22 protein-coding genes are annotated in these 26,510 nt (G+C 55.1%); 11 read left to right on the top strand and 11 right to left on the bottom strand.

Annotated features, from left to right (window positions below; all coding sequences use genetic code 11):
• Window positions 1-103: 103 nt before the first annotated feature.
• Both SHEW_RS02740 and SHEW_RS02735 read right to left on the bottom strand, forming a co-directional pair.
• Window positions 104-766, bottom strand: coding sequence for a single-stranded DNA-binding protein (locus tag SHEW_RS02740; RefSeq protein ID WP_011864341.1), 663 nt, complete (start codon window positions 764-766; stop codon window positions 104-106).
• A 72-nt stretch (window positions 767-838) separates the two neighbouring features.
• Window positions 839-2,206 (bottom strand): MFS transporter, encoded by a 1,368-nt coding sequence (locus SHEW_RS02735; RefSeq protein WP_011864340.1) that lies wholly within the window; start codon window positions 2,204-2,206, stop codon window positions 839-841.
• Between the two features lie 202 nt (window positions 2,207-2,408).
• Here SHEW_RS02735 and uvrA point away from each other — a divergent pair, with 202 nt between their 5' ends.
• The 3 genes from uvrA to SHEW_RS02720 all read left to right on the top strand — a co-directional run bounded on the left by uvrA (window position 2,409) and on the right by SHEW_RS02720 (window position 8,442).
• Window positions 2,409-5,234 (top strand): excinuclease ABC subunit UvrA, encoded by a 2,826-nt coding sequence (gene uvrA, locus SHEW_RS02730; protein WP_011864339.1) that lies wholly within the window; start codon window positions 2,409-2,411, stop codon window positions 5,232-5,234.
• A 132-nt stretch (window positions 5,235-5,366) separates the two neighbouring features.
• Window positions 5,367-6,395 (top strand): M20/M25/M40 family metallo-hydrolase, encoded by a 1,029-nt coding sequence (locus SHEW_RS02725; protein WP_011864338.1) that lies wholly within the window; start codon window positions 5,367-5,369, stop codon window positions 6,393-6,395.
• 247 nt (window positions 6,396-6,642) lie between these two features.
• Window positions 6,643-8,442, top strand: coding sequence for a DEAD/DEAH box helicase (locus tag SHEW_RS02720; RefSeq protein ID WP_011864337.1), 1,800 nt, complete (start codon window positions 6,643-6,645; stop codon window positions 8,440-8,442).
• A gap of 62 nt (window positions 8,443-8,504) precedes the next feature.
• Here SHEW_RS02720 and SHEW_RS02715 read toward each other — a convergent pair whose 3' ends face one another.
• Window positions 8,505-9,632 carry an NAD(P)/FAD-dependent oxidoreductase gene (locus SHEW_RS02715; RefSeq protein WP_011864336.1) on the bottom strand — a complete coding sequence of 376 codons (1,128 nt, stop codon included), beginning with the start codon at window positions 9,630-9,632 and terminating at the stop codon, window positions 8,505-8,507.
• 233 nt (window positions 9,633-9,865) lie between these two features.
• On the opposite strand from SHEW_RS02715, the gene SHEW_RS02710 reads away from it, so the two are divergent.
• From SHEW_RS02710 to SHEW_RS02700, 3 genes are all read left to right on the top strand, one after another.
• A complete protein-coding gene (locus tag SHEW_RS02710; protein WP_011864335.1) occupies window positions 9,866-10,693 on the top strand; it encodes a tetratricopeptide repeat protein in 828 nt (275 codons plus the stop codon).
• A gap of 79 nt (window positions 10,694-10,772) precedes the next feature.
• Window positions 10,773-11,597: a tetratricopeptide repeat protein gene (locus SHEW_RS02705; protein ID WP_011864334.1), complete on the top strand. Its 825-nt coding sequence runs from the start codon at window positions 10,773-10,775 to the stop codon at window positions 11,595-11,597.
• 94 nt (window positions 11,598-11,691) lie between these two features.
• Window positions 11,692-12,546 (top strand): tetratricopeptide repeat protein, encoded by an 855-nt coding sequence (locus SHEW_RS02700; protein ID WP_011864333.1) that lies wholly within the window; start codon window positions 11,692-11,694, stop codon window positions 12,544-12,546.
• Between the two features lie 42 nt (window positions 12,547-12,588).
• On the opposite strand, the gene SHEW_RS02695 is transcribed toward SHEW_RS02700, so the two are convergent.
• From SHEW_RS02695 to metB, 7 genes are all read right to left on the bottom strand, one after another.
• Window positions 12,589-12,960: a hypothetical protein gene (locus SHEW_RS02695; RefSeq protein ID WP_011864332.1), complete on the bottom strand. Its 372-nt coding sequence runs from the start codon at window positions 12,958-12,960 to the stop codon at window positions 12,589-12,591.
• A gap of 31 nt (window positions 12,961-12,991) precedes the next feature.
• The gene (locus SHEW_RS02690; RefSeq protein WP_223294755.1) at window positions 12,992-13,207 is read right to left on the bottom strand and encodes a cysteine-rich CWC family protein; all 216 of its coding nucleotides are present in this window, start codon (window positions 13,205-13,207) and stop codon (window positions 12,992-12,994) included.
• An 82-nt stretch (window positions 13,208-13,289) separates the two neighbouring features.
• Window positions 13,290-14,336 (bottom strand): c-type cytochrome, encoded by a 1,047-nt coding sequence (locus tag SHEW_RS02685; protein ID WP_041406331.1) that lies wholly within the window; start codon window positions 14,334-14,336, stop codon window positions 13,290-13,292.
• A 25-nt stretch (window positions 14,337-14,361) separates the two neighbouring features.
• On the bottom strand, window positions 14,362-14,952 hold the full coding sequence (locus SHEW_RS02680) for a c-type cytochrome (RefSeq protein WP_223294789.1): 591 nt from the start codon (window positions 14,950-14,952) through the stop codon (window positions 14,362-14,364).
• Window positions 14,953-15,085: 133 nt separating this feature from the next.
• The gene (gene metF, locus SHEW_RS02675) at window positions 15,086-15,976 is read right to left on the bottom strand and encodes a methylenetetrahydrofolate reductase (RefSeq protein WP_011864328.1); all 891 of its coding nucleotides are present in this window, start codon (window positions 15,974-15,976) and stop codon (window positions 15,086-15,088) included.
• 263 nt (window positions 15,977-16,239) lie between these two features.
• The gene (locus SHEW_RS02670; protein ID WP_011864327.1) at window positions 16,240-18,633 is read right to left on the bottom strand and encodes a bifunctional aspartate kinase/homoserine dehydrogenase II; all 2,394 of its coding nucleotides are present in this window, start codon (window positions 18,631-18,633) and stop codon (window positions 16,240-16,242) included.
• 19 nt (window positions 18,634-18,652) lie between these two features.
• Complete coding sequence (gene metB / locus SHEW_RS02665) at window positions 18,653-19,819, bottom strand: cystathionine gamma-synthase (RefSeq protein WP_011864326.1); 1,167 nt, start codon at window positions 19,817-19,819, stop codon at window positions 18,653-18,655.
• Window positions 19,820-20,043: 224 nt separating this feature from the next.
• On the opposite strand from metB, the gene metJ reads away from it, so the two are divergent.
• On the top strand, window positions 20,044-20,358 hold the full coding sequence (gene metJ / locus SHEW_RS02660; protein ID WP_011864325.1) for a met regulon transcriptional regulator MetJ: 315 nt from the start codon (window positions 20,044-20,046) through the stop codon (window positions 20,356-20,358).
• Between the two features lie 78 nt (window positions 20,359-20,436).
• Window positions 20,437-21,177 (top strand): sulfite exporter TauE/SafE family protein, encoded by a 741-nt coding sequence (locus tag SHEW_RS02655; protein WP_011864324.1) that lies wholly within the window; start codon window positions 20,437-20,439, stop codon window positions 21,175-21,177.
• Between the two features lie 63 nt (window positions 21,178-21,240).
• On the opposite strand, the gene SHEW_RS02650 is transcribed toward SHEW_RS02655, so the two are convergent.
• The gene (locus SHEW_RS02650) at window positions 21,241-22,437 is read right to left on the bottom strand and encodes a conjugal transfer protein TraF (protein WP_011864323.1); all 1,197 of its coding nucleotides are present in this window, start codon (window positions 22,435-22,437) and stop codon (window positions 21,241-21,243) included.
• Window positions 22,438-22,949: 512 nt separating this feature from the next.
• Between SHEW_RS02650 and SHEW_RS02645 the strand changes: the two genes are divergently transcribed.
• From SHEW_RS02645 to SHEW_RS02635, 3 genes are all read left to right on the top strand, one after another.
• Window positions 22,950-23,279 carry a c-type cytochrome gene (locus tag SHEW_RS02645; protein WP_011864322.1) on the top strand — a complete coding sequence of 110 codons (330 nt, stop codon included), beginning with the start codon at window positions 22,950-22,952 and terminating at the stop codon, window positions 23,277-23,279.
• A gap of 64 nt (window positions 23,280-23,343) precedes the next feature.
• Window positions 23,344-25,056 (top strand): DUF3373 domain-containing protein, encoded by a 1,713-nt coding sequence (locus SHEW_RS02640; RefSeq protein WP_011864321.1) that lies wholly within the window; start codon window positions 23,344-23,346, stop codon window positions 25,054-25,056.
• A 44-nt stretch (window positions 25,057-25,100) separates the two neighbouring features.
• Window positions 25,101-26,507 (top strand): tetrathionate reductase family octaheme c-type cytochrome, encoded by a 1,407-nt coding sequence (locus SHEW_RS02635; protein WP_011864320.1) that lies wholly within the window; start codon window positions 25,101-25,103, stop codon window positions 26,505-26,507.
• Window positions 26,508-26,510 lie beyond the last annotated feature (3 nt).

The following is a 26,510-nucleotide window of genomic DNA, read 5'->3' as shown; positions in this document are numbered from 1 at the left end:
GACGCCGACCGACGCATGCTAAGAAGAGCATAGCGCGGCAGAGTCTAAGAAAAGAAAAACCCTGCCAAGGCAGGGTTTTAAGCAAACATTTGTCGACCTAATCCTAGAACGGGATATCGTCGTCCCAACCGTCATCCAGATCCGGCGTGAAGTTCTGCTGTGGCTGAGGTGCTGGACGCTGCTGCGGCGCTTGCTGTTGTGGAGCCGCCTGCGGCTTAGGTGCATAGGCAGGGGCCTGCTGTGGTTGAGCGCCATAACCTTGCTGCTGTGGTGCTGCCTGTTGCTGGGCACCGTACCCACCTTGAGGAGCCGAGTGTTGCGGCTGCTGTGGACGCGCGGCTGGCGCCGACTGCTGTGGTGCGTATTGGTTTTGCTGTTGCGGCGCACCGTAACCTTGTTGGCCACCCTGACCGCCTTGGCCTTGGCCACGGCTATCCAGCATCTGCATCTCGTTAACGTTGATCTCTGTCTTGTAGCGATCTTGTCCGGTCTGCTGATCCTGCCACTTGCTGGTCTGCAGTTTACCTTCCAGATACACTTTCGAGCCCTTCTTCAGGTACTCACCGGCGATCTCCGCAAGACGACGGTACATTACAATGTTGTGCCATTCTGTACGTTCTTGCATCTGACCTTGCTGGTCTTTCCAAGACTCACTGGTCGCCACTGTAAAGTTGGCTACGGCGTTGCCGTTTGGCATGTAACGAACTTCGGGATCTTTCCCTAGGTTACCGACCAAAATTACCTTATTGACACCACGACTGGCCATTGAAATCTCCTGCGATAATCTTATAAATCTAAATTAGGTACAGATGCACGGCCGTACTCGACCGCGAATCTGTTAATTGGAAGAGCCTAACACAGCTCGCGCCTGTCTCAAATCGAAATGCTCATCAACTTTTAAATAAGCGACCTTCTCCTCAAGCACCACAATGGCCTCGGCCACGCCGGGCAGCTGCGATAGCTCGGTCGCCATAGCGCGGGCCTGCTCCTTACCTTCCACCTCGGCTTCCAGGGTGTAACTCTTTAACAGTATGGGGTTTTGCATCCCCAATGTTAGCAGCAGCCATATACACATCAGGCCCAGTGCCACCGCGAACACACCGGCGGCTCCCAGCAGCTGATAGGCGCCGCCACCCAGCAGGCCTCCACAGAAGGCGCCGAGGAACTGACTGGTAGAGTAGACCCCCATGGCCGATCCCTTGTCGCCCACGGGGCAGAACTTAGCGATTAGGCTTGGCAGGGATGCTTCGAGATAGTTGAAACCGGTGAAGAAGAGCACCACGGCAACGCTCAGCACCACCAGGCTGTTGGCAAACAGCGCCATGGCAGCCAGGGCGGCGATCATGATAAGCAGGGCAATCTGGAAGGTCGCCTTAGTGTTTTTCTTCTTCACCCCTATGATGATCAGCGGCACCATGAGGAAGAAGGCCCCCACGAAGGCGGGGAAATAGAGCATCCAGTGCTTCTCTTTCACCAGGCCGGCATCGACCAGATCCAGCGGCAGCGCGACAAATACGGCGGTTAACACCAGATGCAGGATGAAGATACCCGCATCCAAGCGGAACAGCTGCGGATCGGTGAGCATCGCCTTGAGCTTGGCTGGCGCGGCGACGGTATCGCCTTTGGGCGCCTGACCTATGGGGTTAGGCACCAGCAGCTGCACTATCACCATCCCCAACAGGGCGAGACCGGCCGTCATCGCAAACAGACCCGACAGACCAAGATGCTCGGCCACGATCGGCCCCACCAGCAGAGAGAGCGCGAAGGAGAAGCCGATGCACATGCCTATGATGGCCATCACCTTAGTGCGTTGCTCGTCACGGGTCAGGTCGGCGGCCAGGGCCAACACGGCGGCGGCTATCGCCCCCATCCCCTGTAGGGCTCGTCCGGCGACGACGCCATAGATAGAATCGGCCGAGGCGGCCAGCAGACTGCCCAGCGCAAACAGGGCCAGGCCGATAAGAATGATAGGCTTGCGGCCATATCTGTCCGATAGGATCCCCATGGGGATCTGCAAGATGGCCTGGGTTAGGCCATAGGCCCCGATGGCAATCCCCACCCACAGGGGAGAGAATCCCTCAAGGTGTTGTCCGTACAACGCAAAGACAGGCATGATCATAAACAAGCCCATCATGCGTAGCCCAAATACACTGGCTAGTGAAAACGCGACTTTTTTCTCAGTCTTAGACAGTCCATTATTGGCCATTATTCGCCCTGATCTGTATTCATAAATAAGTCGCGCAGTTTATCACGAAGCGGAGAAATAGCTCAAAAAGAAAAGTTGAAGATGCGAGCAAAATGCGCAATTGCCCTCCCCCCATGGCCAGATCACAGGCTGGGCTTTTCTATGACCTAACTCAATTTTTATGCGATAATCAGTCTCTTTTTCGGCACATTCAGAGAGACAGATGGACAAGATTGAAGTTCGTGGCGCCCGCACCCACAATCTCAAAAACATCAACCTTACGATCCCCAGAGATAAGCTTATTGTGATCACTGGCCTGTCGGGTTCAGGAAAATCCTCACTCGCCTTCGACACCCTCTACGCCGAGGGCCAGCGTCGTTATGTCGAATCCTTGTCGGCTTATGCGCGCCAGTTCCTCAGCCTGATGGAGAAGCCAGATGTGGATCATATCGAGGGCCTGAGTCCGGCGATCTCAATCGAACAAAAATCGACCTCCCATAACCCACGCTCCACCGTGGGCACCATCACAGAGATCTACGACTACCTGCGTCTGCTGTTTGCCCGTGTCGGCGAGCCGAGATGTCCGACCCACAACCAACCACTGGCGGCGCAGACCGTCAGCCAGATGGTCGACAAGGTACTCACCCTGCCAGAGGGCAGCCGGCAGATGCTGCTGGCCCCTGTGATCAACGATCGTAAGGGCGAGCACGTCAAGCTGCTGGACAGCCTGGCGGCCCAGGGCTTTATCCGCGCCCGTATCGACGGCGAGGTGTGCGACCTGTCCGATCCTCCAGCCCTTGAGCTTCACGTAAAGCACACTATCGAGGTGGTGGTGGATCGCTTCAAGGTGCGTGACGATCTGCAGCAGCGCCTGGCGGAATCCTTCGAGACCGCGCTGGAACTCTCTGGCGGCATCGCCACCGTCGCCTCCATGGACGGCGACAGCGAAGAGCTGCTGTTCTCGGCCAACTTTGCCTGTACCCACTGTGGTTACTCCATGGCGGAGCTTGAGCCGCGCATCTTCTCCTTCAACAACCCGGCCGGTGCCTGCCCTACCTGTGATGGCCTAGGCGTGCAGCAATTTTTCGATGCCGACAGGGTGATCACCAACACCGAACTCTCACTGGCCGGCGGCGCGATCCGCGGCTGGGACAGACGCAACTTCTACTATTTCCAGATGCTCACCTCGCTAGCGGAGCACTATAAGTTCGATGTCGAGGCGCCGTTTGAGAAGCTGAGCGCCAAGATCCGTAACATAGTGCTGCACGGCTCGGGCAAGGAGAGCATAGCGTTCAAATACATTAACGATCGCGGCGACGTGGTGGTGCGTAACCATCCCTTCGAAGGGATCCTCAACAACATGGACAGACGCTACCGCGAGACTGAGTCTAACGCGGTGCGTGAAGAACTGGCTAAATACATCAACACTCAGGCCTGTAGCAGCTGTGGCGGCTCGCGCCTGCGTGAAGAGGCTCGCCATGTGTTTATCGAAGACCTTAACCTGCCGAGACTCACAGACTGGTCTATCGGCGAGGCGATGGAGTATTTCGAGCAGCTGAGCCTGACCGGTCAGCGGGCACAGATCGCCGAGAAGATCCTTAAGGAGGTGCGCGATCGTCTCGGCTTCCTGGTCAACGTCGGCCTCAACTACCTGAGCCTGTCGCGCTCGGCCGACACCCTGTCTGGCGGCGAGGCCCAGCGTATCCGTCTGGCCAGCCAAATCGGCGCCGGCTTAGTCGGCGTCATGTATGTGCTGGATGAACCCTCCATCGGCCTGCACCAGAGAGATAACGAGCGCCTGCTTAACACCTTGATCCACTTGCGGGATCTCGGCAACACTGTCATCGTGGTCGAACACGACGAAGACGCCATTCGCATGGCGGATCATATTATCGACATCGGCCCGGGCGCCGGGGTGCATGGCGGTCAGGTGATCTGCGACGGCCCGCTCAAGGAGATCGTCGCCTGCGACGAGTCGGTCACAGGCCAATATATCTCGGGTAAGAAGCAGATCCATATCAGCGAGAAACGCGCCCAGTACGATGCCAGCAAGGTAATCGAACTCTTCGGCGCCTCGGGCAACAACCTCAAGCAGGTCGACCTCACCATTCCCGTCGGCCTGTTTACCTGTGTCACCGGGGTATCGGGCTCGGGCAAGTCGACCCTGATCAACGACACCTTCTACAAGATCGCCCATCGCCAGCTCAACGGCGCCACGGTCGATGAACCCGCGCCTTATAAGAAAGTCGCAGGCATGGATCACTGCGACAAAGTAGTGGATATCGACCAGAGCCCCATCGGCCGCACGCCGCGCTCTAACCCGGCTACCTATACGGGGATCTTTACCCCGATCCGCGAGCTGTTTGCCGCCACCCAAGAGGCGAGAACCCGTGGCTACAAGCCGGGGCGTTTCTCCTTTAACGTCAAGGGCGGACGCTGCGAGGCCTGTCAGGGTGACGGCCTAATCAAGGTGGAGATGCACTTCCTGCCGGATGTGTATGTGCCCTGTGACAGCTGTAAGAGCAAGCGCTATAACCGCGAGACCCTGGAGGTGCGCTACAAGGGCAAGAATATCCACGAGGTACTGGAGATGACAGTCGAGGAGGCGCGCGAGTTCTTCGACGCCGTGCCGGCCATCGCCCGCAAGCTACAGACGCTGATGGAGGTCGGTCTCTCCTACATCGGCCTGGGCCAAAGTGCCACCACCCTCTCTGGTGGTGAGGCTCAAAGGGTTAAGCTGGCCAAGGAGCTGTCGAAACGCGATACCGGCAAGACCCTCTACATTCTGGATGAGCCAACCACGGGTCTGCATTTTGCCGATATTCAGCTGCTGCTGGATGTGCTGCATCGCCTCAAGGCCCATGGCAACACCATAGTGGTTATCGAGCATAACCTGGATGTGATCAAGACGGCGGACTGGATCGTCGACCTCGGCCCAGAGGGCGGCTCCGGCGGCGGCACCATACTGGTCAGCGGCACACCTGAGCAGGTCGCCGAGCATCCAAGCTCCCACACGGCGCGCTTCCTCAAGCCGCTGTTAAAGGGCTAACTCAAGCCGCTATTGAAAGAGCAGCTCAAGCTGACGGCCTTAACAAGCCAGCCTCGACAGGCTGGCTTTTTTGTTTCCTTCCCCGGCAAACAGGGGTAGCTTAGGAGTATTCACACTCGAGGATTGCCATCATTGAGAAGTCCCTACGCCCCTGTCCATAAGCACTACTTAAGGCTCGCACCACTGCTAAGTCTACTTAAGCTGGGCCTGTTCACCCTGAGCCTGCTCACACTAGGCCTGGCAGGCTGCGCCGAGAGCCCGAACGATAGGCGCTGCGGCGATGAGTATCGGCTCACCTGGAGCGATCAAGCACGGCTCCTCGCCCACGTAAAGACCCTCAGCAGCGATCAATTCGCCGGACGTAAGACAGGCACAGATGGCGCCGCCCTGGCCAGAGATTACATAACCAATCAGATGCAGCTGGCGGGTCTCACCCCCTGGCAGGGCCATTTCGATCACGACTTTGAGTACGACTATCAGTTCGGCACTCGCCTTGGCACCAACATCATAGGCATATTGCCGGCAAACGAGCCCAGCGACAGTTGGCGTCTGGTGGTCGCCCACTATGATCATCTGGGCAAGCAGGGCTATAAGCTCTATCACGGCGCCGACGATAACGCCTCGGGTGTCGCCGGCATGCTTGAGATAGCCTTTCATAGCGCACGCCTGCCAAGAGATACCAACCTGATGTTTATCGCCACCGACGCCGAAGAGCCGGGCCTCTATGGTTCCAAGGCCTTTGTCGATGGCCTGATGGCGCCGGATGCCAAGCTCAAGGCCAGTCAAATCCAGCTGATGGTCAACCTGGACATGATTGGCCGCCCCGCGCGCAACAGCCGTATTTACCTGGAGGGCCGCCGTGGATTTGGCCAGTTCGAGCAGATCAAGGCCCGGCTGGAGCAGACGGTCAATCTTTGTATTCGCGCCAATCATCCCCCGGAAGCGGGCAAGACGATACAGAAGGTCGATTGGTTAAGAGCCTCAGATCATTATCCTTTTCATCAGGCGGGCATCCCCTGGCTCTACTTCGGCGTGCCGCCCCACAAGGATTACCACCAACCCAGTGACGCGGCGAGTAAGATAGATGTTAATTTTCTGGCCGCTGTTACGGAAACCGCCTATAAACTGTTAATAATTGACACTTATCTCTTGAATAACTAATACAAAACACAGGGATTTTTGTATTTTTGAAAAATGTAACTCACTGTTAACTAAATGGTTAAATTAACGACACCTGAGTTTACTGCGAAAATTATGCCAGGCGGTGGAAAGATCTCTGGCTTACTGTTATAATAACCGGCTTACTGATTCGTTTTCGGTGCGGGAAGTCGACACGGGGTTGATTTTCTGTCTTTTACATCTTTTGGTGCAGTCTCTGCACTTTAGTTACACCACAAGGCTACAACCCATGTCATCCAGTGAAAAAACTTTCCGCGAACTCGGCCTGTCCGAGCCTTTGTTGCGTGCTCTCGACGAGCTAGGTTATGAAAAACCTACCCCGATCCAGGCCGCCAGTATCGACCCCCTCATGGCGGGTAAAGATATTCTAGGCCAGGCGCAAACCGGTACGGGTAAAACCGGTGCCTTTGCCCTGCCCCTACTCAACGCTATCGATCCTAACCGCAACGTACCACAAATTCTGGTACTGGCGCCGACCCGCGAACTGGCGGTACAGGTTGCCGAAGCCTTCGGTAGCTACTCCAAATTTATGAAGGGCCTGCACGTACTGCCTATCTACGGCGGTCAGAGCATGCATCAACAGCTTAACGCCTTGCGTCGTGGCCCACAGATTGTCGTGGGTACACCGGGTCGTGTCATGGACCACATGCGTCGTGGCACCCTGAAGCTAGAGACACTCAACGCCTTGGTACTCGATGAGGCCGATGAAATGCTCAAGATGGGCTTTATCGACGACATAGAGTGGATCCTGGAGCACACGCCACAGGAGCGTCAACTGGCACTCTTCTCGGCCACCATGCCAGAGCAGATCAAGCGCGTCGCCAACAAGTACCTGCAAACGCCGGTACACATCAGCATCGCAGCTAGCCACACAACCGTTGAGTCTATCGAGCAGCGCTTCGTGCAGGTGTCTCAGCACAACAAACTCGAGGCCCTGGTACGCGTACTGGAAGTTGAAAACACCGAAGGTATCATCATCTTCGTGCGTACCCGTAACTCTTGTGTCGAACTGGCCGAGAAGCTGGAAGCCCGCGGTTATGCCTCATCGCCACTGCATGGTGACATGAACCAACAGGCTCGTGAGCGCGCCGTCGATCAGCTTAAGCGTGGCAAACTGGATATCCTGATCGCCACCGACGTGGCCGCCCGTGGTCTGGACGTTGAGCGTATCGGTCACGTGATCAACTATGATATCCCCTACGACACCGAAGCCTATGTACACCGTATCGGTCGTACCGGCCGCGCCGGCCGTACCGGTATGGCGATTCTGTTCGTCACCCACAGAGAGATGCGCATGCTGCGCACCATCGAGCGTGCGACCAAGAGCCGTATCTCACCGATGAACGTGCCAAGCCCTGAGACAGTGGCCGAGCGTCGTCTGTCGCGTCTGGGAGAGCAGGTTTCCAACACCATCGACAACGAGTCGCTGGACTTCATGCATGGCGCCGTTGCCCAGCTGTGTCAGCAACTGGAAGTGGACACCGAAGTACTTGCCGCCGCACTGCTCAACATGGTGCAGCAGGAGCGTCCTCTGCAGCTGCCTCCTATTCAGGAGCGTCAGCGCGATAGCCGTGACGAGCGCAACTCGCGCGACCGTGGCGACCGCTCAGATCGTGCTCCTCGTGGCCGCCGCGAATCGCGTCCGACTCCGGCAAACCTGGGCCAGGCAGATACCCTGAAAGATCATCCAGACGTCAAGATGTGCCGTTACGTGCTAGACGTGGGTCGTGACCATGGTGTGGGTGTAGGCAACATCGTCGGCGCAGTTGCCAACGAAGCCAACATCGACAGCCGTTACATAGGTCAGATCCAATTGTTCGATCAGATCACCTCGATCGACCTGCCAGAAGGCATGCCAAAGGATGTCCTGCAACACCTGAAGAAGGTTCGCGTATGTGGCAAGCCGCTAAACATCCGCGAAGCGGGCAGCGAAATTGTCAATGCCAGCGATGACAACCGTGCACCGCGTCGTCGCAAGCCTGTGGGTGAGCGCAAGTCACACCGTAAGGGCAACAGAGACAACGGCTAACGCCCGTCCCTGGCGCGATTAAAGCGCGCGAACTTAAAAAAGGAGCCTATCGGCTCCTTTTTTTATGGCGTCACTAACTGCCGAGAGACCTGCTCGGCAATGGCCAGACTCGCCGTTAATCCGGGGGATTCGATTCCCAGCAGATTCACCAAGCCTGGTATGCCATGCTGCGCCTCCCCCTGAATCAAGAAATCAGCCACCTCGGTGTCATCTGGCCCCTGTAGCTTAGGGCGGATCCCGGCGTAGGCAGTCTGTAGCCGCTCAATTGCTATGCCTGGGTAATAGCTCGCGATCGCCTGATGAAAACGCTGGCGCAGCGCTTCTGGCACCCGATAGTCTTCCAGAGAGTCAGGTACCATGTATTGAGCATCCGGGCCAAACTTAAGCTGGCCGCCGAGATCTATGGTGGCGTGTATTCCTAAGCCTTTCAGCCCTGGCTCGGGCACGGGATAGATAAGATGCGCAAACGGACTCTTGCCCTGATAGGCAAAGTAATGCCCCTTGCACCAATAAAGCTGTGGAACGAGCGACTCTGCCAGCCCCTCAATACGCGTCGCCACCTCTGTGGCAAATAATCCGGCGCAGTTGATCAGAAAGCTGGTCTCCAGACTCACCCGCTCCCCTTGCTGCATCAGCTCCACCCTGAAGCCATTCGCATCGGCCTGGGTGGTGATAAACTCGGTATGAGGGCAGAATATCGCGCCATACTCCTCCGCCTCGGCCAGCAGACTCAGCATCAAGCCATGACTGTCGACAATACCTGTAGAGGGAGAGAGTAACCCGGCAGATGCCTTGAGCGCCGGCTCGAGTGCCTGCAGTTGCCGGCGACCAAGGGGGTTAAGATCATCGACCCCATTGGCCCGAGCTTGAGTGAACAAGGCGTCGAGCTGCGCCTCCTGCTCGACCTGAGTCGCCACTATCAGCTTACCCAGGGAATTCACGGCGACACCCCGGCGACGACAATAGGCATACAGCTGCCGTTTACCCTCTACGCAAAGCTGCGCCTTGAGGCTCCCCGTCGGGTAGTAGATCCCTGCGTGGATCACCTCGCTGTTGCGACTGCTGATGCCTGTGCCTATGGTCTCGGCGCGATCTATGATCAGCACATTGCCAAAACGCCGACTCAAGCTAGCCGCCACCGCGAGCCCAACCACACCGGCACCGATAACGATCGCATCAAGCTTGTCCATCACTCCCCCTTGCCAATCCTGCCCTTCCTACCAGACAACTTGAGCCCCTTAATGCCAACAGGCTAAATATCTGACCTTGTTCTGAATAGATTAAAAATTCCTAAATCGAGCCCGCTCTTAGCCATGCCAGGAGAGGACTAAGAGATCACCAAACATTAGCACTTTAGTACTATGGCACTCTCCATTAGTTACTGATAGTAATAGTTATTAACATTTTACTAAAGGATATCGGCATGCAGCGAATCGTGAATAAGCTTTTGTTAGTAGCAGCTTTGGTCGCGATAGCCCCTCTTTGCAATGCAACTCAGTTAGCCCCTTGTAAAACGGCAGAATGCGAGGCCTATTTTGACGCCTATACTATCTTGACCAAACGGGGTCATTCGAGCGCAATGGCGACGCTTGGTGAGCTCTACTACTCGGGCTATGGCACGGAAAAAGATCTCGATAAGGCCTTTAAGTGGTTTAGACGCGCCGCCAAGTTTGGCCACACCACGGCGCAATATAAAGCCGGGATCATGTACTTGCAAACCTCTGCATACCAAGATATCGACAAAGGGATCGCTTTGCTAAAACGTAGCGCCAAGGCGACGTTTTCACCAAGCGCGCTAGCCCTAGGCAAGATCTACCTGCAAGACACACTGATCCCAAGGGATTTAGCCGCAACGGACAGGTGGCTGACGTTCGCTTATAAGCTCAACAACTTAGAGGCAATGAAATTTGCCAAAACCCTTAGAGAATCGCCCGATACTGCCAAGCTCCCGCTGCCTAAACTGTTTGCACTTGTCGATGCCGAAAAGCCCGTCGCGGCCGACAGTAAATCATCATTGGAAGAGATGGAGATAATACTGGTTGAGGCCCCTGACTATGCCGCCTATTTCGATGAGGAGATAGCACAGCTTAATCAGAGTCGTCCCGACACGGCAAAGGGAACCGGGTCCAGCATCGCTGGACGAACCTGCTCAGATATCTGGGCATGCAGCAGTGAGGGCGACAGCGAACGCATTAGAGATCTACAGTTATCGGATTGGGGCAATATCGCATTGGCCTTAAATGTTAGGTAAATCCATTTCAACGAGTGGTACTTAAAGCCTCTTTCAGGCTTGAAGAGTTGGAGTTTTGTCAGCGCTATCAAAGGACGAGATGATGAAGAAGAGACTCAAAGCACTCTCAATTGGACTAAGCCTGTTGGCGGTTACCTCCCAAGGCTTTGCTGCCGGGCTTCCCGAATGCGACACGGCTGAATGCCAGGAGTATTTCAAGGCCTATACCATCTTGACCAAACGAGGGCATTCGGACGCCATGGCGACCCTGGGCGAACTCTACTATGCCGGCTATGGCACAGAGAAAGATATGGAGCAAGCTTTCAAGTGGTTTAGACGTGCCGCCAAGTTTGGCAATACCACGGCCCAGTACAAGGCCGGGATCATGTATCTTCAAGATTCAAAAGGAAGAGATATCGACAAAGGCATCACACTGCTCAAACGCAGCAGTAAAGTCGGTTTCTCTCCCAGCGCCTTCGTATTAGGTAAAATTTATCTTGGCAACGAACTCGTTAAACAAGACCTTGCCGAAGCCGATCACTGGCTAGCCAAGGCCTATGAGCTCAACAACCAAGAGGCGCAAAAATTTGCCAAGCAACTTAAAGCGTCCGAACAAGGCCAAACACTCGCCCTGCCAACGCTTTATGCCCTGCTAGATACGCAAGCCAGCAGTAAACCCGGCAGTAATGCACCTGTCGGTGAGATGGAAACCATCACAGTCACTGCGCCTGACTATACCCAGTTTTTCAACGACGAAATCGCCCGCCTCAACAACAGTCGCCCAGATACGGAAAAAGGCACAGGATCCAATATCGCAGGCAGAACCTGTGCCGAATTGTGGGCATGTAGTACGGAGGGAGACAGTGAGCGTATTCGCGACTTCCTGCTGTCTGACTGGGGAAGGATAGCTCTTAGTTTTCGATAATGTTTTCGATAATATCAGCCTCAACAAGATGTACTCTGAGCCGATTGAGGCATAGAGGGTTGAAGCACATCAACCACCAAAATAGGACAATATAATGAAAAGGATAATCAAAACACTCTCAATCGGCTTGACCTTTTGGGCTATTACGTCAACGAGTTACGCTTCGGGATTGCCTGAGTGTGACTCGGCAGAATGTAAGGAATATTTTAAGGCCTATACCATCTTGACCAAGCGAGGTCACTCTGACGCCATGGCAACCCTGGGAGAACTCTACTATGCAGGTTACGGCACCAAGAAAAACCCAGAGAAGGCGCTGAAGTGGTTTAGACGCGCCGCCAAGTTTGGCAATACGACGGCACAGTACAAGGCAGCAGTCATGTACCTGCAAGAGACCGACTATCAAGATGTCGATAAGGCGATCTCGCTCTTGGAGCGCAGTATGAAGGTCAACTTCTCTCCAAGTGCCTTAGTGTTAGGTAAGGTTTACCTCAACGATACTCTGGTCAAGCAAGACCTTACCGAAGCCGACAAGTGGCTATCTCGCGCCTATGAGTTGAATAATGCCTCGGCTAAAGTCTTTGCCGCTAACCTGAAAAAATCAGAACTGGCCAAGACTCTGCCGCTACCTAAGCTATATGCCATGGTCGACGCAGACAAGGACGCCAAACCAGGCAGCAATGCCCCTGTGGGTGAAATGGAAACCATCACAGTAACGGCACCCGACTATAACCGCTATTTCGACGACGAAATTGCCCGCCTCAATAACAGCCGCCCAGATACAGAGTCGGGTACCGGCTCCAACATCGCCGGACGCACCTGTGCCGAGATGTGGGGATGTAGCACAGAGGGTGACAGTGAGCGTGTTAGAGATGTATTGCTGTCTGACTGGGGAAGAGAGACCATTCCATTTAGAATCGAAGGCCCTAACTACTACCCAAGCTCCCGTTAGCTCATAAGATGAAAAAAGAGGCGAATTCGCCTCTTTTTTATTTTACAGGGCGTCGAAGTCGACGCGATAAGCCAGCGCATCACAGCGCAAGAACTCAGGACAATCGTTATTGATTTTATGATCGACACACTCCATGACGACTATGCCGTTAGCTCCCAACTTCTGCGCCTTATATTTGAGATTGCCAACCAATAATGACTCGGTCGGTTTCGGCTGAGTAGAGCGGGTACGGCACATAGAGGTTGACACTTTCCCCAGATAATCCGCCTTATAACGGCCAATTTCGGCCATACTATACTCCTCCACCTTAGAGGTCTTTAACGCTTCTTCAGGTGAGATATTGGTCGTCAGCGTTAAATTGCTACATCCCGCGAGAACAAGCAGGCCTAAGAGCATGATGGCGCTATTTTTCATAAATATTCATCCTTAAATAATTGATTGACCATTAATCGACTCGCTTAACCCCCAACTCAGCCTCCAGCCTAAGCGCCTCGGCGCAGGCCTGGCAGATACAAACATCTGGGGCTATGGCTTGAGGCAACTGCGCCTTGGGCGCAAACGTCTGATGATGACACCAACAGGTATCACTCTCACGCCCCGCCACTACGGCGCATTGATTGGGCTGGTGACACAGGGGGCACTGACTGGCATTGGTGCGCATAGAATCCATAGAGACTGAGTGTTAGCCGTTAACGTTAACACTCAGTCTCTGGCGGAACAAGCTTAAGGCTTATTGCTTAGGCTTACTGCTTAACCGGATTGATAGGATAGGATTGAGTGCCGAGCACGGCCCCCTCACCCACACTCTTGCCGTAATAGCCTTGATGCTGGTGATAGCGCTTGCTCAGCTCCATCACCTTATCGCCTTCCAGTCGCGGGTCCTGTGGTCGCTCATGGGAGACCACAAAGGCCGCCACGTCCCAGGCCTCCTGATGAGAAAGCTGTACACTCTTACCCAGAGGCATATTCTCATAGATGAAATTGGCCGCCGTGTTGACCCTGTGCATGCCAGCTCCCCAGTTAAAGCTGTTCGGCCCCCACAACGGCGGCAGGCTATAGACACCGCCCATGGCTAACCCTTCACCGTTTTCACCGTGGCAGGACTGGCAATGAGCCCGATAGACCTGCTCGCCGCGCGCAGGTGAATAAGCCTGTTCGGGCTTAGGGATGGCGGGGAAGCCTCTGCCCGGCAACTTGGCACGCTCATCGAGTGTCGTGGCCTTGGCGATCGCCTCGGGCAAGACAAAATCCTCCCGCTTGCCGCCTTTGAGCAGCTCGGCATCGCTCAGCTCGGGCACGGCGCCTGTCACGCCATACTTATCCATCAGGCCCCCCATGGCTAACCAGTAAGAGTAGGCCGACAGCGCCACCAGGGGTTCGCTGCCCGACTCGGGCGCCTTGCCATTCATCGAATAGGTGAAACAGCCCTGAATCCGCTCCTGATAGCTATTAACTTTATCGTTCTTCTTGCGATAGGCAGGATAGGCCAGATAGGCGGCCCACAAGGGAGAGGCATTGGCCCTGCGCCCTGCATCCATGTGGCAGTTGACGCAGTTCAGCTCGTTGCCCACATATTGGCCCCTAAGCTGTTGGGTATTAACGAATAGCTGATAGCCCAGGCGTACCTTGTCGCCGAAGACACCTTCGGGGATGGTGGCAAGGGAGCGCATCTTAAGATAATCCGCATCCTGCGCTGGCGCCGCCAGTTTCAGCTCAGCCTGCTTATCGGGTAAGTCACCCGCCTGTACGTTATTGCCAAGGGCAAAAAAGAGTAGGCCGCTGAGTGTCATTAGATTCCTGTTCATATCCGCCTCCCTACTTCAACGTGGCAAAATAGTCGGCCAGGGCCGCTATCTCATCTTGGCTCAACTTGCTGGCGATATTGCCCATCATGTTATCGATATCGCCCTTCCGCGTGCCCGACTGCCAGGCCATCAGCTGTGTCTTGAGATAGCTGGCCTGCTGCCCCGCCAGACGCGGGAACTGGCCTCCGCCTATCCCCGAGGGGCCATGGCAAGAGACACAGGCCGGCAGGGTGCGCTGCCAGTCCCCTTGATAGACCAAGGTTTCCGCCGCGCTCTGGTAGCTAGTCTGGCTACCTCGCACCACTGGGGTAAAGGCTGGCAAAGGCTGAGCGGCAAAGTAATCTGCCACCTGATTGATGGCCTCTCCCTGCACCGTCATCGCCATGGGTGTCATGCTGGGGTTTTGTCTGTCGCCTTGCTGAAACAGGTGGATCTGCTTGACAATATATTCGGAAGAGAGTCCGGCGATACGCGGCGCGATAGGCTCTATGCCCATCCCGGTCGGGCCATGGCAACTGCCACACAGGGCGGCGGCCGGTGGCATCTCGTTGGCGGCCATCACCTGACTACTCAGGAAAAGCGCTGTTACTCCGATAAGCATTCTATACATATCAACCTCCTTATTGGCTGTGGTCAATCATAGAAGAAAAACCACACTAGGACTATTGATAATAGGTATAAAAAAGCCCCACCTATTGAGGCGGGGCTAGAAGTCTATTCTGGCTAACGACGCGCTATTTACCGGGTCTTACGCCAAGGGTATGGCAGATGGCATAGGTTAATTCGGCGCGGTTCAGGGTATAGAAGTGGAAGTCTTTCACCCCTTCACGAGACAACACCTTGACCATGTCGATGGCCACGTTGGCCCCTACCATCTGGCGGGTCGACGGGTCATCGTCGAGCCCTTCAAACTGCTTATGCAGCCAGCTTGGGATAGACACATTGGTCATGCCGGCGAAACGTTTCAGCTGAGTAAAGTTGGTCACTGGCAGTATGCCCGGCACTATCTCCACGTCGATACCGGCGGCCACGCAGCGGTCTCTGAATCTCAGGTAAGACTCCACATCGAAGAAGAACTGGGTGATGGCGCGGTTGGCCCCCGCGTCTATCTTCTTCTTAAGATTAATCAGATCCGCCTGGGCATTGGGCGCATCCGGGTGCACTTCAGGATAGGCCGCCACCGAGATATCGAAGTCGGCCACAGACTTAAGCAGGCGCACCAGGTCGTTGGCAAAACGGGTCGGCTTAGGACTGCCCGCGGGTAGATCGCCACGTAGCGCAACTATGTCGCGTATACCCGAGTTCCAGTAGTGCTTCGCCAGCTCGACCAGCTCTTCATCGCTGGCATCGACCAGGGTCAGATGGGGCGCCGCCACCAGATCTGTCTCCTTCTGAATACGCTCGATCACCCCGTGGGTACGATCGCGAACACCAGAGTTGGCACCATAGGTTACCGAGACAAACTTAGGCTTGAGCGGCTCCAGGCGTCTGATGGAGTTCCACAGAATGGTTTCCATCTCGGGGGTGGCCGGTGGGAAAAACTCGAATGACACATTGATATCACCATTAAGCTCAGACAAGCTTTGATTCAATGAATTGGCGTGTTGTGCGTGATGAAAAGCCATCTTAATTCCCTCAGACCTAGAGCAAAAAATTTTTAGACGTTTGGACGTCTATATGTCCATATACTAGAGAAACTCAGAGTGATGTCAAGCCCAAAAATTGACTCAATAAAAAACAATCTGTTTATAAGATAGTCCGAAAGTGAAACGGCAGGCACAGGCGAGCAGATCCCGCCGGGTGACCCCGGCGAAACAGGCTGAAAAAGCGAGTAAGAATGAAGAGATAAAGGGTAAAAAAAGGCCGATGCACGCATCGACCCATTAGATTATTCTTGCAGGAGATCCCGGCAGATCTGCGCCAGATCCGACTGCACCGCGGCAGCCGTCACCTCACGCCCGGCGCCCGGGCCACGTATGATCAGCGGATTGTCCTGATAGAAATCGCTGCGGATCACGAAGACATTATCGCCCGGCGTCAAATTGGCATACGGGTGGCTCCTATCGACCCACTGGATCCCCACCTTGGCCTTGAGCTGGCCCTGTTCTGAATCCAATGACGCCACATACCTGAGCACCTTGTTCTGCTCGGCAGCCGCCTGATACTGCTGCAACATCTCGCCATCGAGCTCCGCCATACGCTTGATGAAATCATCCAGCGGGATCTCGGCCAGCTTAGTCGGCACCAGAGACTCCAGCTCGATATCGTCCAGCTCAATGTCGTAACCTATCTCACGGGCCAAGATCAGCAACTTGCGCTGCATGTCCCGGCCGGAGAGGTCGTCGCGGGGATCCGGCTCGGTAATACCCAGCCCCTTGGCCTCCAGCACCAGCTCGGAGAAGGGTTTCTTGGCGTCATAGTGCTCGAACAGCCAGCACAGGGTACCGGAGAAGATGCCGCCGACCGCCTCTATGCTGTCACCGCTGTTATGCAGATCATTTAGCGCATGTTGCACCGGCAGGCCCGCACCACAGCTGGCGTTATAACGCCAGAACAGACGGCGATTACCCAGTTGCTGTTTCAGCTCCTGATAGAAGGCCAGCGGCCCAGAACCCGCCAGCTTGTTGGCACTGACGATATGAATGCCGCGGGCAAAAAACTCGGGATATTGCAGGGTGAGATCGGCGCTGGCGCTGATGTCCAGGGCGATCAACTCATCGCAATTTAGTGCCTGCAACTGCTCAAACAGATGGGTGTACTGCCAACCGGTACCGCGCTCCTCGAAGGCCTGCTGCCAGCTGCTTAAATCAATATCTGTCTCGCTCAGCAGCGCCTTCTTGGAACTCAAGAGTCCCACCAGCTCGACGCTGACCTCAAGCTCCTTATTGAGCACTGGGCGAGCCCGCTTGAAGAGATCGATCCAGGCTTCGCCTATGTTGCCTATGCCCAGCAGCAGGACACCGATACGCTTGCGCGGACCGGCGCAGCGTCTGTGCACCTTCTGGGTCAACAGGTTCACCTGCGCCTTAGGCACCAGAGTCACCAGGCTAAGGCCATCATTACACAGAGGATGGGCCTCACGGCTCAACAGACGCGAGAAGCCGCGGCGATAGAGGCTGGCATCGGCGCTTACCAGGGCCACCAGGCCGAGATCGTCACGCAGCTGTAACTCATCGATTCCAAGTTCGCTGCGCTTGGCCTCGAAGATCGCCTGGGCCTGCTTCTGATTCTCATGGGTAAAGGCCAGTTCGGCGCGACCGTGGGCCAACGACCAATAGGCCAGTGGCGTCAAACCTGCCTGGGCAAAACAGGCCAGCAGCTGAGGCAGTTCGACCGATATGGTCAAGCTAAACAGACTGACGCTGGAGAGGCTGGTCACCACAGGGGCACTGGCCGAGGAGCTCTTAGGGGCGATCAGGGTAAAATCTGTATGGGGTGCGTAGCTTGAACGCACCGCCAGGCTGACTTCGGTGTCGAACAATGGCTGCAGAGTGCGGTTATGCAGCACCGGAGAGCCAAGGTGCGCCAGGCGGTTGGCCTCGGTGAGCGACATACTCTTAAGCAACTTGGCATCGTTAATTCGGTTAGGGTCGGCGTTGAACACCCCTTCCACATCTGTCCAGATGGTGACACGTTCGATATCCGCCAGGCTAGCCAGTAAGGTGGCGCTAAAATCTGAGCCGTTACGGCCCAGCAGCAGGGTATCGCCCTGCTCGTTGGCGCAGATAAAGCCGGTGATCACCAGACGCTCCTGGGGATGAGCCTCGAGCAGTGCCTGCACCTTCTGGCGTGACTCGCCAAGGCGGATCTGCGGCACGGCGCCTTCATCGGCGACCAGTAGGGTGCGGGCATCGACATCGGTCGCCGCCACGCCAGACTCGCGCAGCAGCGCCGCCAGCAGACAGGAAGACCAGCGCTCGCCGAAACTCACCACCTGGTTGCGTTGATAGTCGTTCAGTTCATCCAGCGACAGCAGGCTGGTCAGCTGCGACTTGTCGGTGGCCAGTCGTTCTCTCAGGCTGCGGGCCTGCTCGTTGGAGAGCAGCTGCTCGATCAGGTTCTGCTGGTAACTCACCAGCACCTGTAACTCTTCCTGCCACAGCTGATCTGTGTCGCACAGCTCCAGCAGGCGATATAGGAAATTGGTACTCTTACCCGCAGCCGACACCACGATAAGATCATCGCTGTGGCCATGGGTCAGTAAAATGTGGGCGACGCGGCGGTAACAATCTGCATCCGCTAAACTAGAACCACCAAACTTATGCAAATGACATCGTGTCATTATCTGCTCCTCAAACCCTTTAACTACTTACCGCGATAGCCGCTTCTAAACCCGCAAGAATATCTGCCACCAGATCCTCGCCATCTTCTATGCCCACTGACAAACGGATCAGGGTATCTTTCACGCCCGCCTCACGGCGTGCATCTGGGTCCATGGCTCTGTGGGTCATGGTCGCGGGGACCGCCACCAGACTCTCTACGCCTCCCAGACTCTCGGCTACCGAGAAGTATTGTAACGCATCTAAAAAGGCAACGAGTGCCGATTCGCCACCTTTTAATTCAAAACTCAGCATAGCGCCGAAGCCCTTCTGCTGTCTGGCCGCAATTTCATGGCCAGGATGCTCGGCAAGCCCCGGATAATACACTTTTTCCACCGCCTTGTGGTCACAAAGCAGTGCCAATACCTTCTGAGCGTTGGCTTGGTGTTCACGAATGCGCACCGCCAGGGTTCTCAGCCCCCTCAGGGTCAGGTAGCTGTCGAAGGCTGACCCGGTCAGACCTAGAGTGTTTGACCACCAGTGCAGCAGCTCGCCCACCTCAGGGTCTTTGGCCACCACGGCGCCTCCCACTACATCGCTGTGACCATTGATATATTTGGTGGTGGAGTGCACCACGATATCGGCCCCCAGCTGCAGTGGCTGTTGTAACACAGGAGAGAGGAAGGTGTTGTCCACCACCACCTGAGCGCCCACCTTGTGGCTTGCCTGGGCGATGGCCTCAATATCGACCACACGCAACAGCGGATTAGAAGGAGTCTCCAGCCACACCATCTTGGGTGACTGGGTCAGCGCCTGCTCAAGCGCTCGCTCGTCGGTTTGATCCACCACCAATAGCTTGAAGGCGCCCTTCTTGGCCAGGTTGGTGAAGAGGCGATAGCTGCCGCCATAGCAATCGTGAGGCACCACCAGCAGATCCTCTGGTCCTAACAGGCTGGTCACCAGGGTGATGGCGGCCATGCCGGTACAGGTCACCACGCCGGTCGCCCCTTGTTCCAGTTCAGCAATCGCATCGCCGAGAATGGAGCGGGTCGGATTACCGGAACGGCTGTAATCGAACGCCCGCGGCTGTTGATGCCCTTCAAACGAGTAGTTTGTCGACAGATAGATAGGCGGCACCACGGCACCGTGCTGAGTGTCTGACTCTATGCCTCGTCGTACGGCGGCGGTGGCTAGTTTACGCGCTGTCATCTTCAACTCCTCAATATGGATCTGGGCAGGCACCTCGGACAAAAGAGATGTCTGGACGTCTAAATGTACCTAAGCCGGTAGTGAGCGTCAACAACTTTTGGACGTTTAGACGTCCAAACATTTAGAAATCTATTTGCATTTGCCAAAAATTCGAGGCAATAATTTGACTGTAATTTGTAAGGGTTTAAAATCTGCACCGAATTTTAGAATTTACAGGTGAGTCAATGACTGAGTGGAATGGCGATTATATCAGCCCCTATGCTGAACATGGTAAGAAGAATGAGCAGGTAAAGAAGATCACTGTCTCTATTCCTCTTAAGGTGCTTAAGGTGTTAACCGACGAACGCACCCGGCGCCAGGTCAACAACTTGCGTCACGCCACTAACAGCGAGCTGCTGTGCGAGGCCTTCCTGCACGCCTACACCGGTCAACCACTCCCCCAAGACGATGACCTGTCTAAAGACAAGCCAGATAGCATCCCAGCCGAAGTCAAACGTCTGATGACCGAGATGGGCATAGAGTGGGAAGAGATGGAGTGATCCACTCACACACGAATCGATAGAGGGATCGCTAGGCGGTCCCTCTTTTAGTTTTCAACCTTAGCCTGGAACATTGCAGTGCCTGCACTTCCGCTCGATCCCCATATTCTGGCGCTAGCCTCGCTTATCGTCTTCGTCGGCGCCCTCACCCAGAGCCTGATCGGTTTCGGCATGGCAGTCGTCGCCGCGCCTCTGCTCTACCTTATCGAACCGTCACTTGTGCCTGCGCCCGTGATCCTGATGGGCTTCTCTATCGCCCTGCTGACCCTGATCCGCGAGCGTGGCGCCCTGGAATTCAACGGCCTGCAATATGCCTTGCTGGGACGCATCCCCGGCGGACTGATCGGCGCCGGCCTGCTCATGGTCGCCCCCCAGGACGTGCTCGGCATGACTATCGCCATCATCGTGGCCATCGCCGTACTGCTGAGCCTGATGCGGCTCAACTTAGTGGTCAACCGCCGCAGCCTGTTTATCGCCGGGGTGATCTCGGGGATCTTCGGCAACATCGCCGCCATCGGCGGACCGCCGCTGGCCATACTGCTCTCGGGTAAAGATGCCAAGCAGTTTCGCGCGGCCCTGTCGGCCTTCTTCATCTTCAGCTCCACTATCGCCATAGTGATCCTGGGGCTTACGGGTCTGCTGACCCTACATCACTTCTACTGCTCGGCGCTGCTGCTCCCCTCTGTGCTGCTGGGTTACCTGATGGCCAATCGCCTGGTGGGACGCATAGACAAGAATAAGACCCGCATCATGACGCTGGTGCTCTGTAGCCTGAGCGCCATCTTGCTGGCCGCCAAGTCCTTAAGTGCCCTGCTCTAACACCTAGGCTCAAGAGAAGGCCGGCATCACAGCCGGCCTTTTCATTCTTAGAGAAACATACTCCTAGAAATGATAGGAAGTCTGAATCACCCCACCCACGGCGTCATCTGTGCCCACCAGGCCGGTCAGGTCCAGATTGAAGGAGCGACCTATGGTAAAGCCTGTGCCCAGGGTATAGAGATTACTGCTGGTATCTTTCATGTCGTGGCGATAGCCGACACGCAGGGCCAGCCAATCAGTCGCCCTCATCTCACCGCCCAGGCGCCAATACTGGGTCTCGCCTATCTCATCGAATCGCTTATGACCATTAAGATCCACATCTGTCGTCAGGCTGAAGTTATCCCAATCATAAGCCACACCTAAGGTATAGAGAGCCTCGACACGATAGGTAAACTTGCGCCCCATCGCCTCGACTGTGTCCAGCTTCTGGCTCACCAGGTTACGTCCCGACAGGCCTATGGTCATGCGTTCGAGTGGCTGAATGGCCACGCCGATATCCAGGTTTGCCACGGTATCGTCGTTGCGGTATTTGTTGTCGTCGAAATCATCGGCATCGAAGTTGTTGGCACTGACCACATAGTTATAGGTGTCTATGCGCTGCAGCTTGGGCGAGATACCGACAGCGACCGGCATGTTGACGATCGACAGCGGGAAGCTGAGGGCCACACCAAGATCTGAGATGGCACCGGCGACCACGGCCCCCTGCGAATCCAGATCAGTGACCGCAGGCGGATTGTTAGGGTCGAGATTGGTCAGGGCGTCTATGTCGCTGTCCTCGATCACCGCCACGCTCACCGCATCGATATAGGTCTTGTAAAAGATCGACATGGGCATGCGCTTGGTGGGCAGGACCACGGAAAAACCTAGCCCCACACTGCCATAGGCATTTTCACCATCGAGGGACTTAAGATCGGCGACCAGCATGTCGCGGTAATTGGTGATCCCAGTGACGTCGCTGGCATTGATGGCCGCCTCCAAACCGTCATAGGAGGCCTGCAGGGCGTCGAATTTGTCGGTCAGATTATCGATATTCGCAGCCTCGGCGCCCAGCACGGGCAACATCACGGCGCCGCCGGAATACTTGGGGGCATGAATGGCTAACAGGGCGGGGTTGATAAAGGCGGCACCTTCGCGGTTAGAGGCCGCGACCCCGGTTCCGCCCATGGCATCACTACGGGCTTCGTTGTAGAGGGAGGCGGCAGATGCCAGTGAGGCACTACCAGACAATAACACTGCGATGACCAAGCTAAGGTATTTCATCTCATTCACCCCGTTCATTATTTTTGTTCTCGCTCAGGAATCTACCCGAGTCGTCTTTAAAGATAGACTAAGACGGCTAAAAAGTGCTCTCAAAACAGCTCGATCAGACACTTTTTTTTAAATCATTTTGCCGCCCCTTCCCATTGCCAGAGAAACCTGCCGATTCAGTTCGCCACCCTACCCGTTAAAACAGGACCATTTGCAATACAAAAACAAGCAAAAATACCTATTTAGAGAGAGCTGAAATAATAAAGTGTGATCTAACTAGGTGGTTTATCCCCGAGAGCAAGATCACAAGATAGCAAAGCCTTAAAAACAAAAATCATTAAATTTCATTGCATTACACCTTATTCATTAGATTTTTATCCATGATATTTTTATCAATTAGATTTTTTTCATGAAGGTGATCAACATCAAATTTACAACTACCCCCTTTTGGTAAATTTTCCAACAAGAAACAAGCATTTTGTTTCAGGTTAATAAATCGCTCAGAGTAGCGATTAAGGAAAATGATGATGAAAAACGTTGCCAAAATAGCTACATGCTTAATCCTCGCCTTCACCGTAGGCGGACAAGTCTACGCCGTCGACGGTGGTAACCCTAAGAAAGGGAAACACCTTTATAAAAAAGAGTGCAAGGCCTGCCACAGCAAGGGCGATGCCGCCGGTGAACTCACCCCCATGAGCAAGACCATGAGCCAGTGGGATCGCTTCTTCAAGCGCGACATGCACGGCGCCCAACCAGACGTATTTAAAAAGCTCTCCGACAAAGAACGCCTGGATATCCAGCAATTCTTATACGACCACGCGGCCGACTCAGATCAGCCACAGACTTGCGGTTAACCACAGCTTTTGTAATCGAAGCGCTCATTCACCGCTCCCGATGAGCGCCTAAGGAGAGATTCACATGCGTACTCTACTGTCTATATTGATCGCTAACGCCCTGGCTATGTCAGGCTCAGTCTATGCCGCCGATAGCGATGCGCAAAAAATAGCCGAACTTAAACAACAACTTGCCGATCTCACCGAAGAGATCGATCAGATCAACAGCCGCGTCGATAAGAACGAGCGCCACACCGCTCTCGACCGATTAGAGATCACCGGCGATTTCCGTACCAAGGCCCATTCATTGCATTACCAAAATGTCACCTGGAACCCTGCAATCAAGGTGGACTTCAACGATTTTGGTGCTAAAGCCATGTCTGGTGCCTTTGGTATGCCTAACGATCCTAACTCCCCCCTGGGACAGATGATGGCTGCCAACCCGGAGCTTGCCGCCGCCTTTCAGAGCGGCATGCTACAAGGCGTGATGCCTTACGTGCTGGCCCCCAAGACCACCCAAGATATCAATAACGACATCTTCTACACCACACGTCTGCGACTCAACCTCAAGGCCAAGGTATGGGATAACGTCAGCTTCGCCGGCCGTCTCAGCATGTACAAAAACTGGGGTGACTCCACAGGTGTTCAAGTCTTCGACTCATGGCGTTCATTCACTATGGATGGCACCAACAGTGGTAACACCAGCGGCGACTGGCTCAGGGTCGAACGCGCCTACTTCGACTGGAAAAACATAGGGGGCAGCAACACCTACCTCTCTATCGGTCGTCGTCCATCTACCTATGGCCCACCAACCCAATATCGTGAAAACGAGAAACGCGGCGGTACGCCATCTGGTCACCTGGTTAACTTCAACTTCGATGGTCTAACTCTGGGTTACAAGCTGGGTGAGCTCACCGGCATCGAAGGTCAGGTAGTTCGTTTCTGTTATGGCCAGGGCTTCGAGTCACAGTGGGGCAATGGTGAGATGTTTGGCGATATCGTCACCAAAGACACCCACCTGGGCGGCTTTAACATAGATGCCATCAACGACGGTAATCACTTCCTGCAATTCACCCTGTTTGGCGCCAAAGATATCAACGATGGCTTCAAGGGCACCATGGCCTTCCCCACTCAGCTAGCGGGAATCTTTGCCCCGACCATGTACCAGGACATGCAGAAGTTCAGCAACTTCAACTTCCAGACCCGAGTACAGCCTAGCGGCGTGATCGGCGACATGTACCTGGGCGGCATAGGTTACGCCTACGAGAGCGATGAAGACTTCAAGGCCTTCGCCTCTTTCGGTTGGACCCGCGCCGAAGGCAACGGTAATGCCGGTATGTTTGGTGGCATGCTCAGCGATGCGGTATTTGAAGCCCAGCTCAATGCCGACGGTAGCGAGATCATCATGATGCCAAGCGCTGCCGACGAGAACGACACCAAAGATGGTTACGGTATCTATGTGGGTATTCAGATCCCGGCGCCATACGGCAAGTTCGGCCTCGAGTATAACTATGGTTCCAAGTACTGGACACCGTTCACCCAGGCCCAGGACGATCCTATCGGCAGCAAGCTGGCTACACGCGGTCATGTGGCCGAGGCCTACTATATGTTTGATATCAACCCAAGAATGTTCATCAAACTCGCTGGTCTCTACTACGACTACGAATACACCGGCAGCGGCACCCCTGTGGGCGCACCGCAGAAGGTGGATGATGTGATCGCTGGCTCTGCCTTCTCTATGTTGCCAGTAGTCGATACCGCCTATGACATCAACGCCTCACTCGTCGTCAACTTCTAACTAAGCTATCTCCCCCGGCCTAGGCCGGGGGTAGGGAACAGACAATGAAACACACACTTTCTCTTACGGCGATGTTTGCTGCAGGGGTATTCGGCTTGGCCAGCCTCAATGCCATCGCCGAAAACCCGCATAAGGAAGCCATTCAGGGGCCCTTTACCCAGGGCTCTCAGGTGACCGAGCAGTGTATCGAATGCCATGAAGATCACGCCAAAGACTTTATGAAGTCTTCTCACTGGACCTGGGAGCTAGAACAGAAGCTGCCCGGACGCACGGTAAAACGGGGGAAGAAGAACGCCATCAACAACTTCTGTACTTCTATCGCCGGTAACGAGCCTAGATGTACCAGCTGTCACGCAGGCTATGGCTGGAAAGACAACAACTTCGACTTTAGCGACATGACCAAGGTCGACTGCCTGGTGTGTCACGACACCACAGGTACCTATGTCAAAGACCCTGCCGGTGCCGGCGAGGCCCTGGCTAAGGTCAACCTGGAACGTGTGGCACAAAATGTCGGCATGCCGGTACGTGACAACTGTGGCTCCTGCCACTTCTACGGTGGCGGCGGCGACGCGGTGAAGCATGGGGATCTCGACTCCTCCATGGCCTATCCCGACAAGGCCACCGACGTGCACATGGACAGCGATGGCAATGACTTCCAGTGCCAGACCTGTCACACCACCCAGCAGCACCAGATCACCGGCAATGCCATGGGCGTATCGCCAGGCGGTGAGAACGATATCGGCTGTGAAAACTGCCACGATAGCGCGCCACACGCCAACAAGCGCCTCAACACCCATACGGCCAGCGTCGCCTGTCAGACCTGTCACATTCCATTCTTCGCCCGCAATGAGCCGACCAAGATGAGCTGGGACTGGTCGACCGCGGGTAGCGATCAAGAGGAAACCGTGGACGAGTATGGCAAGCACACCTTCATGAAGAAGAAAGGCAGCTTCGTCTGGGGCAAGATGGTCAAGCCTGAATACGCCTGGTACAACGGCAAAGCCGATGCCTACATGGTGGGTGACAAGATGGATCCATCCAAGGTCACTAAGTTGACTGCACCACTGGGTGATATCACAGACAAGACCGCCAAGATCTACCCATTCAAGGTGCATCGCGGCAAGCAGATCTACGACAAGAAGCAGAACATTTTCGTTACCGCCAAAGTCTATGGCAAGGGCGGTTACTGGAAAGAGTTCGACTGGGATAAGGCCGCCAAGCTCGGCATGGAGGCTAACCAGGCACTGGCCCAGCAAGGCATCAAGTACAGTGGTGAGCATGGCTTTGCCGAAACCGAGATGTGGTGGCGTATTAACCACATGGTTTCGCCAAAAGATCAGGCGCTCAAGTGTAACGACTGCCACAACAAGGGCACACGTTTAGATTGGCAAGCCTTAGGTTACGAAGGCGACCCAATGAAGAACAAGAAAGGCGCTAAACACGCCAAGTAATTT

Source organism: Shewanella loihica PV-4, from assembly GCF_000016065.1.
Lineage (GTDB): Bacteria > Pseudomonadota > Gammaproteobacteria > Enterobacterales > Shewanellaceae > Shewanella > Shewanella loihica.
Note: the sequence above shows the minus strand (reverse complement) of the source record. Positions and strands in the feature narration are given on the sequence as shown.

Bases quoted from the DNA above. Each gene is read 5' to 3' on its own strand.
- SHEW_RS02650 (WP_011864323.1), bottom strand. From the start codon at position 22,437: ATGAAATACCTTAGCTTGGTCATCGCAGTGTTATTGTCTGGTAGTGCC.
- SHEW_RS02645 (WP_011864322.1), top strand. From the start codon at position 22,950: ATGATGAAAAACGTTGCCAAAATAGCTACATGCTTAATCCTCGCCTTC.
- SHEW_RS02735 (WP_011864340.1), bottom strand. From the start codon at position 2,206: ATGGCCAATAATGGACTGTCTAAGACTGAGAAAAAAGTCGCGTTTTCA.
- SHEW_RS02670 (WP_011864327.1), bottom strand. From the start codon at position 18,633: ATGACACGATGTCATTTGCATAAGTTTGGTGGTTCTAGTTTAGCGGAT.
- SHEW_RS02680 (WP_223294789.1), bottom strand. From the start codon at position 14,952: ATGCTTATCGGAGTAACAGCGCTTTTCCTGAGTAGTCAGGTGATGGCC.
- SHEW_RS02740 (WP_011864341.1), bottom strand. From the start codon at position 766: ATGGCCAGTCGTGGTGTCAATAAGGTAATTTTGGTCGGTAACCTAGGG.
- metB (WP_011864326.1), bottom strand. From the start codon at position 19,819: ATGACAGCGCGTAAACTAGCCACCGCCGCCGTACGACGAGGCATAGAG.
- uvrA (WP_011864339.1), top strand. From the start codon at position 2,409: ATGGACAAGATTGAAGTTCGTGGCGCCCGCACCCACAATCTCAAAAAC.
- SHEW_RS02710 (WP_011864335.1), top strand. From the start codon at position 9,866: ATGCAGCGAATCGTGAATAAGCTTTTGTTAGTAGCAGCTTTGGTCGCG.
- SHEW_RS02695 (WP_011864332.1), bottom strand. From the start codon at position 12,960: ATGAAAAATAGCGCCATCATGCTCTTAGGCCTGCTTGTTCTCGCGGGA.
- metJ (WP_011864325.1), top strand. From the start codon at position 20,044: ATGACTGAGTGGAATGGCGATTATATCAGCCCCTATGCTGAACATGGT.
- SHEW_RS02700 (WP_011864333.1), top strand. From the start codon at position 11,692: ATGAAAAGGATAATCAAAACACTCTCAATCGGCTTGACCTTTTGGGCT.
- SHEW_RS02640 (WP_011864321.1), top strand. From the start codon at position 23,344: ATGCGTACTCTACTGTCTATATTGATCGCTAACGCCCTGGCTATGTCA.
- SHEW_RS02685 (WP_041406331.1), bottom strand. From the start codon at position 14,336: ATGACACTCAGCGGCCTACTCTTTTTTGCCCTTGGCAATAACGTACAG.
- SHEW_RS02715 (WP_011864336.1), bottom strand. From the start codon at position 9,632: ATGGACAAGCTTGATGCGATCGTTATCGGTGCCGGTGTGGTTGGGCTC.
- metF (WP_011864328.1), bottom strand. From the start codon at position 15,976: ATGGCTTTTCATCACGCACAACACGCCAATTCATTGAATCAAAGCTTG.
- SHEW_RS02635 (WP_011864320.1), top strand. From the start codon at position 25,101: ATGAAACACACACTTTCTCTTACGGCGATGTTTGCTGCAGGGGTATTC.
- SHEW_RS02720 (WP_011864337.1), top strand. From the start codon at position 6,643: ATGTCATCCAGTGAAAAAACTTTCCGCGAACTCGGCCTGTCCGAGCCT.
- SHEW_RS02690 (WP_223294755.1), bottom strand. From the start codon at position 13,207: ATGCGCACCAATGCCAGTCAGTGCCCCCTGTGTCACCAGCCCAATCAA.
- SHEW_RS02705 (WP_011864334.1), top strand. From the start codon at position 10,773: ATGATGAAGAAGAGACTCAAAGCACTCTCAATTGGACTAAGCCTGTTG.